The 17080-nt window shown below is 58.0% G+C and carries 15 protein-coding genes; 5 read left to right on the plus strand and 10 right to left on the minus strand.

Features of this window, described 5'->3' with window-relative positions; translation table 11 throughout:
• Positions 1 to 41: 41 nt before the first annotated feature.
• From EDF73_RS12155 to EDF73_RS12165, 3 genes are all read right to left on the minus strand, one after another.
• Positions 42 to 1361 (minus strand): MFS transporter, encoded by a 1320-nt coding sequence (locus EDF73_RS12155; RefSeq protein ID WP_132729381.1) that lies wholly within the window; start codon positions 1359 to 1361, stop codon positions 42 to 44.
• A gap of 269 nt (positions 1362 to 1630) precedes the next feature.
• Positions 1631 to 2662 (minus strand): inner membrane protein YhjD, encoded by a 1032-nt coding sequence (yhjD, locus tag EDF73_RS12160; RefSeq protein WP_132729382.1) that lies wholly within the window; start codon positions 2660 to 2662, stop codon positions 1631 to 1633.
• Between the two features lie 121 nt (positions 2663 to 2783).
• A complete protein-coding gene (locus EDF73_RS12165) occupies positions 2784 to 3683 on the minus strand; it encodes a LysR family transcriptional regulator (protein WP_132729383.1) in 900 nt (299 codons plus the stop codon).
• A 119-nt stretch (positions 3684 to 3802) separates the two neighbouring features.
• Between EDF73_RS12165 and EDF73_RS12170 the strand changes: the two genes are divergently transcribed.
• Positions 3803 to 4561, plus strand: a complete 759-nt coding sequence (locus tag EDF73_RS12170) for an SDR family oxidoreductase (protein WP_132729384.1) — start codon at positions 3803 to 3805, stop codon at positions 4559 to 4561.
• 90 nt (positions 4562 to 4651) lie between these two features.
• Here the strand turns inward: EDF73_RS12170 and EDF73_RS12175 are convergent, their stop codons facing one another.
• The 3 genes from EDF73_RS12175 to EDF73_RS12185 all read right to left on the minus strand — a co-directional run bounded on the left by EDF73_RS12175 (position 4652) and on the right by EDF73_RS12185 (position 8325).
• Complete coding sequence (locus EDF73_RS12175; protein ID WP_132729385.1) at positions 4652 to 5191, minus strand: GNAT family protein; 540 nt, start codon at positions 5189 to 5191, stop codon at positions 4652 to 4654.
• Between the two features lie 72 nt (positions 5192 to 5263).
• A complete protein-coding gene (locus EDF73_RS12180; RefSeq protein WP_132729386.1) occupies positions 5264 to 6916 on the minus strand; it encodes an alpha,alpha-trehalase in 1653 nt (550 codons plus the stop codon).
• Between the two features lie 260 nt (positions 6917 to 7176).
• A complete protein-coding gene (locus tag EDF73_RS12185; protein ID WP_132729387.1) occupies positions 7177 to 8325 on the minus strand; it encodes an iron-containing alcohol dehydrogenase in 1149 nt (382 codons plus the stop codon).
• A 121-nt stretch (positions 8326 to 8446) separates the two neighbouring features.
• Here EDF73_RS12185 and EDF73_RS12190 point away from each other — a divergent pair, with 121 nt between their 5' ends.
• Entirely contained in the window at positions 8447 to 9070 is a 624-nt protein-coding gene (locus tag EDF73_RS12190) for a glutathione S-transferase (RefSeq protein WP_132729388.1), read from the plus strand.
• Positions 9071 to 9086: 16 nt separating this feature from the next.
• On the opposite strand, the gene EDF73_RS12195 is transcribed toward EDF73_RS12190, so the two are convergent.
• Positions 9087 to 10103 (minus strand): LacI family DNA-binding transcriptional regulator, encoded by a 1017-nt coding sequence (locus tag EDF73_RS12195; protein ID WP_132729389.1) that lies wholly within the window; start codon positions 10101 to 10103, stop codon positions 9087 to 9089.
• Positions 10104 to 10283: 180 nt separating this feature from the next.
• Here EDF73_RS12195 and hisD point away from each other — a divergent pair, with 180 nt between their 5' ends.
• Entirely contained in the window at positions 10284 to 11591 is a 1308-nt protein-coding gene (hisD, locus tag EDF73_RS12200) for a histidinol dehydrogenase (protein WP_132729390.1), read from the plus strand.
• Positions 11592 to 11691: 100 nt separating this feature from the next.
• Entirely contained in the window at positions 11692 to 13083 is a 1392-nt protein-coding gene (locus EDF73_RS27985; RefSeq protein ID WP_165905704.1) for a GntP family permease, read from the plus strand.
• Between the two features lie 51 nt (positions 13084 to 13134).
• Here the strand turns inward: EDF73_RS27985 and EDF73_RS12210 are convergent, their stop codons facing one another.
• Positions 13135 to 13473, minus strand: a complete 339-nt coding sequence (locus EDF73_RS12210; protein WP_207896646.1) for a hypothetical protein — start codon at positions 13471 to 13473, stop codon at positions 13135 to 13137.
• 89 nt (positions 13474 to 13562) lie between these two features.
• A complete protein-coding gene (locus EDF73_RS12215) occupies positions 13563 to 14483 on the minus strand; it encodes a LysR substrate-binding domain-containing protein (protein ID WP_132729392.1) in 921 nt (306 codons plus the stop codon).
• 101 nt (positions 14484 to 14584) lie between these two features.
• On the opposite strand from EDF73_RS12215, the gene EDF73_RS12220 reads away from it, so the two are divergent.
• On the plus strand, positions 14585 to 15526 hold the full coding sequence (locus EDF73_RS12220) for an AEC family transporter (RefSeq protein ID WP_132729393.1): 942 nt from the start codon (positions 14585 to 14587) through the stop codon (positions 15524 to 15526).
• A gap of 120 nt (positions 15527 to 15646) precedes the next feature.
• Here the strand turns inward: EDF73_RS12220 and gorA are convergent, their stop codons facing one another.
• Positions 15647 to 16999: a glutathione-disulfide reductase gene (gene gorA, locus EDF73_RS12225; protein ID WP_132729394.1), complete on the minus strand. Its 1353-nt coding sequence runs from the start codon at positions 16997 to 16999 to the stop codon at positions 15647 to 15649.
• Positions 17000 to 17080 lie beyond the last annotated feature (81 nt).

The following is a 17080-nucleotide window of genomic DNA, read 5'->3' on the forward strand; positions in this document are numbered from 1 at the left end:
GAAAGAAAGCTGCCCGGCGCGGCGCGCCGGGCAGCAGGGGATTACAGCGACTGATGGCGCGTTTCGTGGGTCAGCAGCAGAGCGATCAGCGTCAGGCCGGCCATCGCCGCCAGATAGATGCCGACCGCCGTCAGGCCGTAGTTGCCCTGTAGCCAGGCGGCAATATACGGTGCGACGGAGGCGCCGAGAATCGACGAGACGTTATAAGAGAACGATGCGCCGGTGTAGCGGACTTCCGTCGGAAACAGCTCCGGCAGCAGCGCGCCCATAGGCCCGAAAGTTAGCCCCATCAGGCTCAGACCCAGCAGCAGGAAGGCGAAGACCAGAACCGGCTGGCCGGAGCCCAGCAGCGGTTTAAAGGCGAACAGCGCGAAGAGGATAATCATCGTGGTAATCACGATCATGCTCTTACGCCGCCCAAAGGCATCGGCCAGCAGGCCCGCGACCGGCACCATCACGCCAAAACCAATGACCGCCATCATCAGCATCCACAGCACTTCGTTCCGCGGCAGGCCCAGGCCGATTGGCGCGGCGCCGGTGCTGAACGTCATGGAGTAGACGGTCATTATATAAAACAGGGTGTAGGTGGCCAGCATGATGAAGGTACCGAGCACGGTCACGCGCACATGCTTCGTCAGCAGGGTCCCCAGCGGGATTTTGACCTGTTTCTTCGCGGCGGCGATTTTGGCGAACACCGGCGTCTCGTGCAGCGACACGCGCACATACAGCCCGATAATCACCAGCACGGCGGAGAAGATAAACGGTACTCGCCAGCCCCATTCCATAAACTGCTGGTCGGTCAGCAGCCAGGAGAGTAGCAGAAACGTGCCGTTGGCAAAGAAGAAGCCGATAGGCGCGCCGAGCTGCGGGAAAGAACCGTACAGCGCGCGCTTGCGCGGCGGCGCGTTCTCGGTCGCCAGCAGCGCCGCGCCGCCCCATTCACCGCCGAGGCCCAGACCCTGACCAAAACGCGCCAGCGCCAGCAGCATCGGCGCCAGAATGCCAATGCTTTCATAACCTGGCAGCAGGCCGATCACCACCGTGGAGATGCCCATGGTCAGCAGCGAGGCGACCAGGGTGACTTTGCGCCCGACGCGATCGCCGAAGTGGCCGAATAGCGCAGAGCCTATCGGACGTGCGACGAAGGCAATGGCGAACGTGGCCAGCGACTGGAGCGTCGCGGCGGCAGGGTCGCCCTGCGGGAAGAAAATGTGCGGAAACACGATCACCGCGGCGGTGGCGTAGATGTAGAAGTCGAAGAACTCAATGGCGGTGCCGATGAGTGAGGCGACGACGACTTTATTGCGCGAATTAACCGGGGTTTCCTGCGCGTTGTCGAGTGTGGTGGCTGTGGCTTGCATAGATCTTTCTTATTTTTAGCGAACGAAGGGTCATATAGCCACAGCAAAAGGGACATTTCAATCTGTTACAGGGGAGGATGGCGGCGAAAAAATGGCCAAAAAGCGGATAATTTTCGCTCCGTAAAAATAACTTCCATTAAATGCTTCACATAAATATAAAAATAGCAGATAAATCCAGTTTTGAGTTAAATAAAAGTTACGTGTTGGATTTATCTGCTGAAATGATGAAAGGGGCCGAATGTTGCGTCTTTATTCAGCCCGTGAAGGTATCAATCGTGGGTTTTACCCGGCATGCGGCGGTCATCTTTGTATTCGGCGGTGGCAATCCACGCCGCGCAGAACAGCGTCAGACGGGCGAAGAAATAGAAGAAAGCCATCAGCCCCAATACCGAGCCAAAGGCGGCGCCGGAAGGCGATTTCACTAACGCAGGCAGCGTCCAGGTCATGATAATTTTGATGATCTCAAAGCCGATGGCCGCAATCAGGGTGCCGCGAATCAGCGCCTTGCGCCGCGGGCGGTGGCGCGGCAGGCGCCAGAAGATCCAGAAGAACAGCAGATAGTTGGCGAATATTGAGATAGCCAGGCCGATCAGGCGCCAGGCCGGTTTCAGCCACTCAATATTATCGAGATACAGCGCGGAGATGATCAGCTGCTGCGCGGAACCGGCGACCGAGGTGATCGACAAGGTCACCACCAGCGCCACCAGCAGGCCGATCAACGAGATAAAATCGCGGAAGTATTTCACCCAAATTTTTTCCTGATCCTGCGGCGTACGTTCCCATACGTCCCGCGACTGGGCGCGAATCGCCTCCCGCAGGTTGCCCATCCAGTTAATGCCGGAATAAAGCGCCACCAGCAGCCCCACCAGACCGACGGCGGTGCGCTGCTGGACGGCGGTATTAATGGTGTTTTTCAGCGTTGCCGCCAGCGTCGGATCGCTGACGTTGAGCAGGATTTTATCAAAGATATCCTGCAGCAGCGTCGGGTGCCAGGCGAGGACAAAACCGGCGGCGGCAAAGGAGACCATCAGGATGGGGATCATCGACAGAAACGAGAAATAGGTGATGGCCGCGCCGAACTGGTTTCCCAGCCTGTCGTTGAAGCGTTCGGCTGCGCGCAGCAGGTGGGCGATAATCGGGTTACGCTGGACTTTTTCCGCCGTCCCGGTCACGGTCTTCAACGCCTGGTTGGCCTTCTGCGCCACCGCAGAATCGTTAATGGCCGCCAGCGGGCTTTTGCTTTTTGCCGCCGGCTGCTCCGGATCCGGGGTCGGGCGTTGCGTGTCGTTTTCCGATGTCATTCGTTATTTCTTCCTTTTTTTACCGCGATATTCTTCAAAATTATATACGTAAAATCGTTCATCGGCCGCCGAAGCGGCAAACCCACCAGCGGATGGTCGGTCTGGTCACGGGTTGCGGCGCTTAATCGATATACGTTTTCAGCACGTCGCCCAGCCATTCCATGAACAGGTGCACCCGCCGTGAAAGATTGCGCCGATGCGGGTAGATCAGCGAGACCGGCAGCGGCTCTGCGCGGTACTGCGGCAGAATATCAATCAACTCGCCGGTACGCAGCGCTTCGCGCACGCCGATGCGGGGAACCTGGATGATCCCGAGACCCGCCAGACAGGCGGCCTGGTAGGTTTCGGTACTGTTAACGGTGAGCGTACCGCCGGTTTTCACCCAGCGAACGACCCCCTCACTCATCACCTCAAAGCCCAGCGGGCGAACGCCGAGAGTGCTCGCATAGTGGATCAGGGCGTGATCGGCCAGATCGTCGAGAGCGGTTGGGTAGCCGAATCGCGCCAGATACTGCGGGCTGGCGCAGTTAACCTGCGTCAGTTTGCCCAATGGCCGGGCGATCAGACCAGAATCTTTCAGCGCGCCGATGCGCACGACACAGTCAAAGCCTTCGCGAATCACGTCAACCAGCCGATCGCTGCTGCTCAGCTCCAGTTCAATGCCCGGATACTGCTGCAAAAAAGCCGGCAGGCGCGGAATAATCCATTTTTTGGCCAGCTCGACCGGCATATCTACGCGTAAACGGCCGCTGATACTGGAGGGATCGTGCTGAAACATTCCGTCCAGCTCATCGAGATTGCTCAGCAGATCTTTGGCGCGTTCGTAATAGACCATCCCGTCCTGGGTGAGCTGGACCCGGCGCGTGGTGCGGTGCAGCAGGCGTGCGCCAAGGTGGCTCTCCAGCGCCTGAATCTGGCGCGAAACGCTCCCTTTAGGCAGGCCCAGGGTATCGGCGGCGCGGGAAAAACTCTCCAGTTCCGCTACGCGAATGAACAGCTGCATTGCGTGAATTTTATCCATGCTGAAACCCTATTGTTGTTTCAATTGAAACAGTAAAACGTAATTTAGCCTATTTATTGATTAACTTGCAGCTAATAAGCTCTTCAGACAGGCAAATGTAACCGAGAAGGGGTTTTCTGATGACACAACGTATTGCTTTAGTGACCGGCGGCAGCCGTGGACTGGGGAAAAACGCCGCGCTGAAGCTGGCGGCGAAGGGTATTGATATTATTCTCACTTACCATAGCAACCGGCAGGCAGCCCTGGAAGTGGTCAACGAAATCGAGAAAAAAGGGGTGAAAGCGGCGGCATTAGCGCTGAACGTCGGTGATGCTGCAAGTTTCGACGCCTTTGCTCAGGATGTTGCCAGCCTCCTGCAACAGCGCTGGCAGCGCGATACCTTTGATTATTTATTGAACAATGCCGGTATCGGTTTGAACGCCCCTTTTGCCCAGACCAGCGAAGCGCAGTTTGACGAGCTGATGAACATCCATCTGAAGGGCCCGTTCTTCCTGACCCAGCGTCTTTTACCGCTGCTGGCGGATAAGGGCCGGATCCTCAACGTCTCAAGCGGACTGGCGCGTTTCGCGCTGCCGGGCTATTCCGCCTATGCCGCGATGAAGGGGGCGATGGAGGTACTGACCCGCTACCAGGCAAAAGAGCTGGGGGAACGAGGGATTTCCGTCAATATCATTGCGCCGGGGGCGATTGAGACCGACTTTGGTGGCGGCGTGGTGCGGGATAATGCCCAGGTCAACCAGCATATTGCCGCGCAAACGGCGCTGGGCCGGGTAGGACTGCCGGACGACATCGGCGATGCGATCGCGGCGCTGTTGAGCGATGAGCTGGCATGGATGAACGCCCAGCGCGTTGAAGTCTCCGGCGGGATGTTCCTGTAATCGTTGAGGGCCTCTCCGGGAGGAGAGGCGTAACGTCCGTCCGCCAGCACCAGGGTCCTGGCCACACTCTGGCGCCGGTCCGCAAGCTGCTTAGGGAGTGGAATGGCGGTAATCGCGACGCAGCAAGCCAAACAGCCAGTCGTTATGCCAGCGGCCGTTCAGCCAGTAACATTCGCGTAGCTCCCCCTCCTGCAGAAACCCGGTCTTCTGTAACAGCTTCTTCGACGCCAGATTGCCGGCGGTGACGGTGGCCGTCAGGCGCCGCACGCCTCCCGCGCTAAAAGCAAAGTCGCACAGCGCACGCAGGGATTCATAACCATAGCCGTGACCTTGCGCCTCGGGGGTAAACAAAAATCCGACTTCCGCACAATCGTCTTCATGGTGTCGGTAACCGGTCAGGCCAAGCGGCTGGTGGCTTTGCAGGTCGCGAACGACCAGACACAGCCACTGTTTCGTTCCTGGCGACCACGGCGGCAGGCGCGAATCAAAGGCCTCGCGAATTTCGCGCTGCGGGCGCGCATCGGCAATATAGAGCATCACCTGCGGGTCCCGCTGCAGCGCGAGAAAAAAGGACCAGTCGTCCAGCTGCAGCGGTGAACAGCGCAGCCGTGGCGTAAGCAATTCGGGCATCAGAACGATTCCTGCGAGGGACGAGGATATGACTGACCATAGCAGGAGATGACTTTCACCAACAGCACCTGGTTATAAGGGCTCGCCATACAGCCCGATCAGCCGACGAACCACGCCGTTGGTCCAGCCGAAGCCGTCCTGCAGCGGATATTCGCCGCCGCCGCCCTCGTGCGGGACGCTGCTGGCGATATGGTATTTCTCAATCAGCTTATGGTGCTGCTTGTAGAAATGATTCACCGTCTGCAGCCAGCTGTGCGCAATCTCGTCGCCGAGCGGATCCTGGCCGTACATTTTAAACCCCTGTACCGCCATCCACTGCAGCGGCGCCCAGCCGTTGGGCTTATCCCACTGTTCTCCGCTGTCGTATTCGGTCGCCATGATGCCGCCTGGGGTCAGCAGACGAGCGCGCACAACGTCGGCGAGCCGCTCGGCCTGTTCGTGCGTGGCCATGCCAACGTACAGCGCCACGATGCTGGCCGCGGAAAACAGCGCCAGCTGTTCGCGTCGCCAGTCGTAATCCCGAAAACAGCCGCTCTCTTCATCCCACAGATAGCGGTTCACCGCTGCCCGCCGGTCGTTGGCCTTCTGGCGAAACGCGGCTTCGGCTTCCCGGTCGCCTTTCAGCGCGGAAATATTGGCGATGGTATTCTCCAGTTTGAACAGAAACGCGTTCAAATCGATGGGGATAAACTGGGTGGTGCGGATGCTTGCCAGCCGGGTGATATCGCGCAGCCAGCGGCTGGAGTAGTCCCAGCCGGAGGCGGCGCCGGCGCGCAGGTCGCGATACACTTCGTTCGCCGGGCGGCCGGAGTGGCGCGCTGTTTCCACATCTTCGCGCCAGGATTCATCCCGCGGCGTATCGCGGTCGTCCCAGTAGCGGTTAAGCAGCGAACCGTCCGGCATGCGCACCACGTGGCGATAGGCCTGATTCGGGATCAGCGATTCGGCGCCATCCATCCAGAACTGATACTCCAGTTTCAGATGGTCGAGATAGCGCCGCGCGCCGCGCACGCCATCCTCCTCAAACAGCTCAACCATCAGGGCAAAAACCGGCGGCTGCGAGCGGCTGAGGTAGTAGGTACGGTTGCCGTTGGGGATATGACCGTAGGTTTCAATCATCCAGGCGAAGTTATCCGCCATACATTTCAGCAGGTCTTCGCGGCCGCTCTCCGCCAACCCCAGCATGGTGAAATACGAATCCCAGTAGTAGGTCTCGCTAAAGCGGCCGCCGGGAACGATATATGACTGCGGCAGCGCCAGCAGCGACGACCAGGGAATATGATCCTGCGGCTCGCGGGTGAGGATCGGCCAGAGATGATCGATATGCTCTTTCAGCGATCGCTGGGGATCGGAAACGTACTCGCCGGTGCGGTGGTCCGGCAGCCAGAAGTGCTCTTCGACAAACTGGCGCAGATCGAACCCGGGGGTATGCTTCAGCCGACGGTAGCGGATTAAAATATCCAGCGGGTCCTGTTTTGGCGCGCAGTCGGGGAAGGTTTTGCTGTCGAGGAAGATGCGCGAGCGCTGCACGTGGGTAAACAGTTCCAGGTAACGATCGGCAGGGGTAAGGGCGTCGGAGGCCGGAAAGCCTTCGATAATCTCCGGCTCCGGTTCGGCGTCGAACATTTCATCCAGTTTTAACTCATACGGATCGGCTTCGTAGCACAGATCGACCTCGATCTTTAACTCATCGCCATTGTCGTTGCGTAATGTCTGGCTGGACATAGGGATACGGACCTCCGGATCGCGTCAGTTCAGGGTGCCGGGCCTCTCCCGGCCTGACTATTAAGCTTAGTCATTCGCTTCGGTATGCGGGAGTAAAAGTGTGCGTTAGCTCACGCTTCTTCACGGTGCGTTGAAGTGAGGTTATAATTAATCCATTGATTTTGTTTGCTAAATTAAATTTAATTGCCCCGAAGCGAGAGCGCAAATTCGGAGCAATCGTTTTGCAACAAAATCTAATTATGCTGAATAAGGCCCGGGCGTTACTCCCACGCCGCTTCCAGCATCTCCAGCAGCTGCTCGCTATCGAGGCGCGCCGGATTGGCCTTCATCGATGATGAGCTGCTGGCGGCCAGCGCCGCAGGCTCCAGCGCCTCATGCGGTACGCCCAGTTCGCGCAGATTGCCCAGCCCGGCGCGACGGCTCCAGTCCCGCAGGCTCTCCCAGGCGGTATCCGCATCGACATTCAGACCGGCGGCCAGCCACTGGCGAACCTCAGCAAAACGTCCACGAACGGCCCGGTCGCTAATCTGCGACTCATTGAGCGCCAGGCCGAAGGGCAGCAGGCTGCCGCAGAGCGCGCCGTGAGAGGCATGGCTCAGGCCACCCAGCGGGCCGGCCAGACCATGAATCACCCCGAGACCGGCGTTGGCCAGCGCCAGGCCGCCGCACAGGCTAACCCAGGCCATCTCATCGCGGCTGTCCGGACACTCTTTCTCCATCAGCGTGCTGAGCGCTTTGATGCCGCGCGGGATCGCCGCCCGGCACAGCGCATCGGTAAAGGGATTGGCGCGGGTACATAGCCAGGGCTCAATCAGCTGAGTGATGGCATCCAGACCGGATCCCAGGGTCACCGCTCGCGGGGCGTTATCGGTCAACGCCGGGTCGACGATCGCCAGGTCCGGCAGCATCCGGTCGTCGCGCAGGCTCACTTTGCGCTGCTGCTGAGGGACGTTAATCACCGCGTTTTTCGTTACCTCTGCGCCGGTGCCTGAGGTGGTGGGGATTGCCACAAACGGCAGCGGATGCCCCTCTAATACCCGCCCGTTGCCCACCACTTCCAGATACTCAATCACCGGGCCCGAGGCCGGCACCAGCGCGGCAATCGCTTTTCCGGCGTCGATAACCGCGCCGCCGCCGAGGCTGACCACCGCCCCGATGCCATTTTCCCGCGCCAGACGTACCCCCTGTTCGATATCTTCCAGGCAGGGCTCATGGGCAACGGATAGCGTAATCACGTCAAGATGATGGGCGCGCAGCTCGGCGAGTAAAAAACCGGCCCGCTGCGCGCTGGCCCCGTGAACCAGAAGCACCTGGGCGGTATGCTGCGCCAGCCAGGGGGCAGCGCTACGGGCAAGGCCGCGGCCAAAACGGATATTGCCCGGCGTTAAAACGTTAAACGGAGTTAGCATGGCGGGTTCCTGTGTCGGCAAAAAAGACTGAAATCAACTATACACATTATCCGGCAAGCTGCCTCTTTGTCGCCGGATGGAGTAGGGTGGAAGAAACGTCTTATCGCTTAAGGAATTCACGATGCTAAAAATACTGGGCAAACGCTCATCAATTAACGTCCGTAAAGTGTTATGGACCTGCGACGAGGTCGGTCTGGCCTACCAGCAGGAGGATTACGGCAGCGGCTTCCAGCCCATCGACACGCCGGAGTTCCGCGCCTTTAACCCTAACAGTCTGGTGCCGGTGCTGCTGGATGAGGATTTTGTTCTGTGGGAGTCGAACAGCATCTGCCGCTATCTGGCGCGCAAAGCCGGGCGCGAGGATCTGCTGCCGCTCACGCCGCAGGGCGCAGCTGATGTGGAACGCTGGATGGACTGGCAGGCCACGGAGTTTAACACCGCCTGGCGCTATGCGTTTATGGGCCTGGTGCGTAAAGACCCGCGTTTTCAGGATCCGGCGGCGATGAAAGAAAGCATCGCCACGTGGACCCGCTGTGTTCACATCATTGAATCACAGCTGCAACGCACCGGCGCGTGGATGACGGGTAATCAGTTTACGCTGGCGGATATTGTGCTCGGCCTGTCGGTTCACCGCTGGAAAATGACCCCTTTTGCCCACCCGGAGCTGCCGGCGGTTGAGCACTGGTATATGGCGCTCAATCAACGTCCGGCATTTATGCGCCATGGCAATAACGGTACGGCGTGACGGTGGACTCCCGGCGTTAACGCCGCGGCCGGGTACTGCCCCTGATAATGAGCTTGCCTTTCAGCACGTGCTGCACGGGGGCCGCCTCCGCGCTATCCAGCTGGGTCTTTAATACCGCGATCGCGGCTTCCACCATCTCCGACAGCGGCTGTACCCAGGTGGTGAGATCGATCAGCGGCCAGCTGGCCATCGCGATATCGTCAAAGCCGACGACGGAAATATCGCGGCCGGCCCGCATACCCATTTCGCCCACCACAACGTTTAATGCCGCGATAGCCATCATGTCATTGGCGCAAAACAGCGCATCCGGCGGGTCTGACAGGGCCATCAGCCTGCGGGTGGCGTGCATCGCTTCTTCAATCGACCACATCCCGCTATCGCGCAACGGGGGCCTGGCCCCGCGCGCTTCCAGCCGGCGGCGAAAGCCGGTTTCCCGGTCGCGGCTGGTGGATGAGGTATCTCTCCCGGCAATAAACGCCAGCTGCCGGTGGCCGGCATCCAGCAGGAAATCGGCAATCGCCGCGCCGCCGGCGAGGTTGTCGCTGGTGACGCTGGAGACGGACTGGCTGCCATTTTTACGATTGAGCAGCAAAACCGGGAGCCCGAGGTGCTGGCACTCCAGGGCGAAATGGGAAGAGAGGCTGCTGGAAACCAGCACCAGCGCTTCGACGCGATGGCGCAGGATCTCCTCCATGATCGGCGTGGTATCGTCATCGCGATACATGGAAAACAGCAGGACCCGATATCCCATCAGATTAAGCTTATGCGAAAGCTCATCGAGGACGGCCGAATAGAACGGATTGACCAGTCCTGGCACCACAATGCCTATCAGATTGGAACGGCGGGTGATCAGCGATTGCGCGATAAAACTCGGCCGATAGCCGAGCTCTGCGGCGACTTTGCGCACTTTCTCCCGGGTGGCGGGCGATATTTTCGCCCCGTCGGTAAAGGCTCTGGAAACTGCAGATTGCGAGACACCCGCCGCTTTCGCCACGTCATAACTTGTCACCGCTCGTTTGATTGCACCTGCCATTCCTTTGTCTCCCGCTAACGAATGCCTCGTCATTATGCGTGAATCTGCCCCGCTGTCACTCATTTTGCGATCTGCGTTGCATTCGAATGCATTGATCCTTTTCATCACATCTCATTCACGCCAGGATACAAGTGAATTCGAATGCATTAGCATTTTATTAACATCATAGTGAGGCAAATCATGGCGACCTGGATCAAACGCGGTGCTGAATCTGAAGCGGTAAAAACGCACGATCGTTCCGTTCGTGAAGCGGTGGAAAAAATTCTGGCGGACATTGAAGCGCGCGGAGACGCCGCGGTACGCGAGCTGTCGATTAAGTTCGACAAACTCGACAGAGAGGACTTCCGTCTGAGCCAGCAGGAGATTGACGACTGTTATGCCCAGCTCTCCGCGCGCGATATTGCGGACATCCGTTTTGCCCAGGAGCAGGTGCGCAACTTTGCTCAGCATCAGCGCGACAGCATGAAAGATATTGAGGTTGAGACCTTACCGGGCGTCATTCTGGGCCATAAAAATATTCCGGTAAGCGCGGCGGGCTGCTACGTCCCGGGCGGCAAATACCCGCTGCTGGCCTCGGCGCATATGTCGATCATTACGGCCAAAGTGGCCGGCGTGCCGCGCATCGTCACCTGCGCGCCGCCGTTTAACGGTAAACCGGCTCCGGCCATTGTGGTGGCGCAGCATATGGCGGGCGCGGATGAAATCTACTGTCTGGGCGGTATTCAGGCGGTGGCGGCGATGGCGGTCGGCACCGAGAGCATTGCTCCGGTCGATATGCTGGTAGGGCCGGGAAATGCGTTTGTTGCCGAAGCGAAGCGACAGCTGTTCGGCCGCGTCGGTATCGACCTGTTTGCCGGGCCAACCGAAACCCTGGTGATTGCCGATGAGAGCGTGGATGGCGAAATTTGCGCCACCGACCTGCTGGGCCAGGCCGAGCATGGTCTGGATTCACCGGCTATTCTGCTGACCACTTCCGAGAAGCTGGCGCGCGAAACCCTGGCGGAGATTGAGCGTCTGCTGGCGGTGCTGCCGACGGCGGAAATCGCTCGTCAATCGTGGGATAAATTTGGTGAGGTCATCGTCGCTCAGGACAAGGAAGAGATGCTGAAGATCGCCAATGAGCTGGCCTTCGAACATGTGCAGGTAATGACGGCAGATCCCGACTGGTTCCTCTCCAGTATGCAGAACTTCGGCGCGCTGTTCCTCGGCCCGCGTACCAACGTGGCCTATGGCGATAAGGTTATCGGGACTAACCATACGCTGCCTACGCGCAAAGCGGCCCGCTATACCGGGGGGCTGTGGGTCGGCAAATTCATCAAAACCTGCACTTATCAAAAGGTACTGACCGATAGCGCTTCCGCGCAGATTGGCGAGTACTGCTCGCGCCTGTGCGCGCTGGAAGGGTTCTCCGGACACGGCGAGCAGGCCAACGTTCGCGTGCGTCGCTATGGCCATAAAGACGTACCTTACGCCGGTATCCCTGAGTGAGCATTCAGCACTGAAGCGGAGGGCAGGATAAGCCCCTCTGGATAACATCGGCCGCCATATAACTCGGAGAAAAGTGGCGGCCACGCTGATGGATAGCCCTATGGACGTATTGATTGCCTTACTGGCGTTAGGATTATTGATGTTAGCCGCCTATCGTGGCTACAGCGTGATCCTCTTTGCCCCCCTGGCCGCACTTGGCGCCGTTTTGTTAACTCAACCGGCGGCGGTTGCGCCTGTTTTCAGCGATATCTTCATGGATAAGCTGGTTGGGTTTGTGAAGCTCTATTTCCCGGTGTTTTTGCTCGGGGCGGTCTTCGGCAAGCTGATTGAGTTTTCCGGCTTCTCCCGCTCGATTGTCAGCGCCGTGACCCGCTTAATGGGCCAGAACAAGGCGATGCCGGTGATTATCCTGGTGTGCGCTCTGCTGACCTATGGCGGCGTTTCGCTGTTTGTGGTGGTCTTCGCGGTCTATCCGTTTGCCGCTGAAATGTTCCGTCAGAGCCAGATCCCTAAACGCCTGATGCCGGCCACTATTGCGCTGGGGGCGTTTACCTTCACCATGGATGCCCTGCCGGGTTCGCCGCAGATCCAGAACATCATCCCGACCACTTTTTATGGCACCACCTCCTGGGCCGCGCCGTGGCTGGGGATCCTCGGATCGGCCTTCGTGGCGATCGGCGGCTGGCTCTATCTCGACGTGATGCGGCGTAAAGCGCAGCGTAACGGGGAGGGCTACGGCACAAATTTAGTGAATGAGCCGGAAACCCCGGCGGACCTCAATTTGCCGCATCCGTTTATCGCGCTGCTGCCGCTGATCGTGGTCGGTATCGCCAACCTGATTTTTACCTGGCTTATTCCTCTGACCTACGGCGGCCATTTCCTGATTGACCTGCCGGGGCTGAAAGCGCCGCTGGAAAGCGATGTCAAAAAGATGGTCGCCATCTGGGCGGTCATGGCGGCGCTGTTGTGCGGTATTGTCACCATCTTTTTGTTTGCCTGGCGCAGCCTGAAAGGCAAGCTGGCGGATGGCAGTAAGGTGGCGGTCGGCGGCGCGATGCTCGCGTCGTTGAATACCGCATCGGAGTACGGTTTTGGTGGCGTCATCGCTGCGCTGCCGGGGTTTGTCCAGGTGGCCGATGCGCTGAAAGCTATCCCTAATCCGCTCATTAATCAGGCGATCACCATCAATATTCTCTCCGGGATCACCGGCTCGTCCTCGGGCGGCATGAGTATTGCGCTGGCGGCGATGGCCGATCGCTTTATTGAGGCGGCCCATGCGGCGGGGATCCCGCTGGAGGTGATGCACCGCGTCGCGTCGATGGCGGCGGGAGGAATGGATACGTTGCCGCACAACGGGGCGATCATCACGCTGCTTGCGGTGACGGGGTTAACTCACCGTCAGGCCTATAAACCGATACTCGGAATTACGCTGTTTAAGATTCTCGGAGCGTTTTTCATTATTGGCGTTTATTACGCGACGGGACTGGTGTAGCGAGACCAATCAGAGCAGACCGTCTGGCAGCGTGTCAGACGGTCGTTCAGACTAAGCGGGATAAAGATGATTAAAGACGGTATGAAAGATCGTTCCCTCAAACATGGCTATCAGCACGGCTGACTCGCGTTTGCTTTCCGCCCGTACCGCAGACAAGAGGGCTTGCTCAATATCCTCATGGCTATCAAAACGCATCACCATGACCAGTGGATAAGCGGGATCCCCGATGTCAGCACTTTCTTGCGTCAGGACGCGCACTTCCCGTACTTCAGGAAACTGCGACCACAGCGGAATCATAACGTTTTTCACATGTAGATAAAAAGCGGCTTCCATACCCGCGAAGGGTAGCGCCGCGTAAAAACCGCGTTTGGTTGCGGGCGCTACTTCCACGGTTGGATTTTTCAGCCGGTACCCGTATGGCAGTCCCGGTGCTGCGAGGCGCTCCCGTCACGGCGGGAACGGTAGTCCAGATTGCCTGACTACGCTACGATGAGATCCCTGGCGCCTGACGGGGAGTCGTCGTTAAAAATACGTGCGGCGGTTTGCGTAAATGAAGTGAGGACCGGATTTTTATTATCTTTCCGCCAGATCAGCGCCTGTTCTATCACCGGGCTTTCTTCAACAGGCCGGTACATGACGCCTGCATAATTCAGCTTTTTCACCGATTCCGGCACCAGCGCGCTACCCAGCCCTTCCGCTACAAAGCTGATAATCGTCTGCTGCAGCTGGGTTTCCAGACGGTAATAAGGCTCAACTCCCTGTTTAAGAAGAAAAATATCAATCATCTCTCTGAGCACCGGTGCGGCGGCATGCGGTGTCACAATCAAGGGTTCATTCCGTAGATCCTCGGCAATAATCCGCTCCCTTTGCGCCAGCGGATGCTGCTGATTAACCGCCAGACAGAGCTTTTCCTGGTGTAAGATAATGTTATTAAGGCTGTTTATTTTACCGGTCTGGAAGACCAGACCGGCATCATACGCGCCGTCCAGTACGGCTTTAACCAGCACTCCCGGCGTTGCTTCATGCAGCAGGAGTTTTACGTCAGGGTAGGCGGTGAGCATCTGGCGCGTCAGTTCAGGAATGGTCGAATACGCTGCATGCATCATAAAACCGATCGAGAGCGTCCCTTTTTCCCCTATAGCGGTAAGGCGAGCGTTACGGCAGGCCTGCTGATAGGCCTCAATGACCGCCTGCGCATCATCATGAAAGCTTTTCCCGGCCTCGGTCAGCGATACCCCGTAATGGTGGCGGGCAAATAGCCTCACGCCGAGCCGCTTTTCCAGCGCGGCGATCTGGCGGCTGAGCGGTGGTTGCGTGATGTTTAGCTGTGCGGCGGCTCTTCCGTAATTCAGCGTTTCAGCAAGCGTAACAAAGTAGCGTAACTGGCGTAGATCCGACATGCTAGCGATACCTTTATGGTATGAGTAAGCCTACTAAAAGACATTAGATTATATCAATTGCGGTAGTTAAAGTATGTTTCTTTCACCATTGAAACTGTCATATGTTCTCAACTCTCAACGTTGTACTGCCCATATTTGCCCTGATACTCGTCGGCTGGCTTGCCCGTAAGTTAAAAATCCTGGGGGAGAATGCGCTTGCTGAACTCAATCGTTTCGTCGTCTATCTGGCGTTGCCTGCGTTGTTGTTCGATATTATCGCCAATGCGAAATGGGGCGATCTCGCCCAGCCCAGGTTCATCATGGCATTTTCGCTTGGGATGATATGTGTCTTTTTCTTCACCATATTCATCCAGATCAGGCGCACCCGCCATTTGGCTGACGCGGCAATCGATGCCCTTAACGCGGGCTATGCCAATACCGGTTTTATCGGTTTTCCGCTGGCGCTGGTATTTTTAGGACATGAGTCACTGGCGCCGACGCTGATTGCCACCATTCTGACGGTCTGCGTTGTCTTTGGCGTGGGTATCGTTCTGATTGAAACGGGGTTGCAGGGCGAAGTCAGGAGGCGGATCATTTTTGCCAGGGTGGCCAAATCGCTTATCTGCAACCCGCTGCTGTTTTCTCCGGCCATCGCCATGATTATTCCGCTATCTGGCGTCAGCGTACCGGGCTCGATAAACGTCTTCCTCAAACTGCTGGGCGGGGCGGCGTCGCCTTGCGCCTTAATCGCATTAGGACTGTTTCTGGCCGGCCAGCCGACGCGCAAAGCGCAAAACCAGAATGCGACCGTGGCCATGCTGGTGATACTCAAACTCCTCGTTCAGCCACTAATCACGTGGTGGGCAGCGACTTATCTGTTTGCTTTATCGCCACTGCTGATCCATACGTCGGTACTGATGGCGGCATTACCGACCGGTACGGGACCCTTTATGCTGGCGGAGTTTTATCGGCGCGAAGCGGGCACCACGTCGCAGTGTATCCTCATTTCGACCATTATCTCGCTATTTACCCTCTCTATTTATCTTTATCTGATTGGGGTATAGCACCGGTTTGTTTTGTGGATATGCGGCATCCAGCCTGACGCGCAGAGAAAAGGCCAGATAGTTATCCTGTCTGGCCTGGTGCGTTTTTAGCGGTAGAAATGAAATGGCTCGGCTTTCGCCCTAACGCATGGTCACGAACTCTTCCGCGGCGGTCGGGTGAATCGCCACGGTGTTGTCGAAGTCTTTCTTGGTGGCGCCCATTTTCAGCGCCACCGCGAAGCCCTGCAGCATTTCATCCATACCGAAACCAATGCCGTGGATACCGACAATCTTCTCTTCCGGGCCCACGCAGACCAGCTTCATGCGACACGGCTGGCGGTGCGAGGTCACGGCGGTATACATGGCGGTGAAGGAGGATTGATAAACCTTCACGGCGTCATCGCCATACTGCTCGTGCGCCTGCGGCTCGGTTAAGCCAACGGTGCCGATTGGCGGGTGGCTGAAGACCACGGTCGGGATATTGCTGTAATCCAGATGCTCATCCGGCTTGTTGTTGAACAGGCGTTCGGACAGGCGACGACCCGCGGCGACCGCCACCGGCGTCAGCTCGACCGCTCCGGTATTATCGCCCACGGCGTAGATCCCCGGAACGTTAGTATTCTGCCACTTATCGACGACGATATAGCCTTTATCGTTGGTTTTCACCCCGGTAGCGGCGAGGTTGAAATTATCAGTCTCCGGCTCACGACCAATCGCCCAAATCAGGCAATCCACGGTCTGGTTGCGGCCGTCTTCCAGCTCCAGCGTCAGGCTGCCGTCGGCATTTTTAACCACCGCTTTCGGCACCGCATGCGTGTGCAGCTGCGGCCCTTCGGCATTCATCACTTCAACCAGCGTTTCAACAATTAGCGGATCGAAGCTGCGCAGCGGCGCGTGTTTACGCACGAACAGATGCGTTTCGGCGCCGAGGCCGTTAATCACACCCGCCAGCTCAACGGCGATATAGCCTGCGCCCACTACCGCAACGCGCTGCGGCAGGGCCGGCAGCGCGAAGAAGCCGTCGGAGTCGATGCCGTACTCAACGCCGGGAATCGTCGGGTGGCTCGGGCGGCCGCCGGTGGCGATCAGGATATGATCGGCGGTGATGGTCTCGCCGTTGACTTCAATGGTTCTGGCATCCACAAAACGGGCGAAGCCTTTGATGACGTCAACTTTGTTTTTACCCAACACGTTGTCGTAAGAGGTGTGAATCCGGTCGATATACGCGCTGCGGCTGGCAACCAGTTTGTCCCAGTCGAAGTGGTTGATAGTGGTATCGAAGCCATAATCCGGGCCATACAGATGAATCGCTTCGCGAATCTGCGCCGCATGCCACATAACTTTCTTCGGTACGCAGCCGACGTTTACGCAGGTGCCGCCCAGATCTTTGGCTTCAATCAGCGCGCACTTCTGGCCATACATTGCCGCGCGGTTGATGGAGGCGATACCGCCGCTGCCGCCGCCGATAGCGATGTAGTCATAATGTTTGCTCATAGCGTATATCCTTAGCGCCTACCGGGATAGGCTCTTCATTGTTGATTGCCGCGATTGTAGCGCGAGGTTTAAAAGGTTCCA

The organism is Klebsiella sp. BIGb0138, assembly GCF_004342285.1.
Classification (GTDB): domain Bacteria; phylum Pseudomonadota; class Gammaproteobacteria; order Enterobacterales; family Enterobacteriaceae; genus Klebsiella.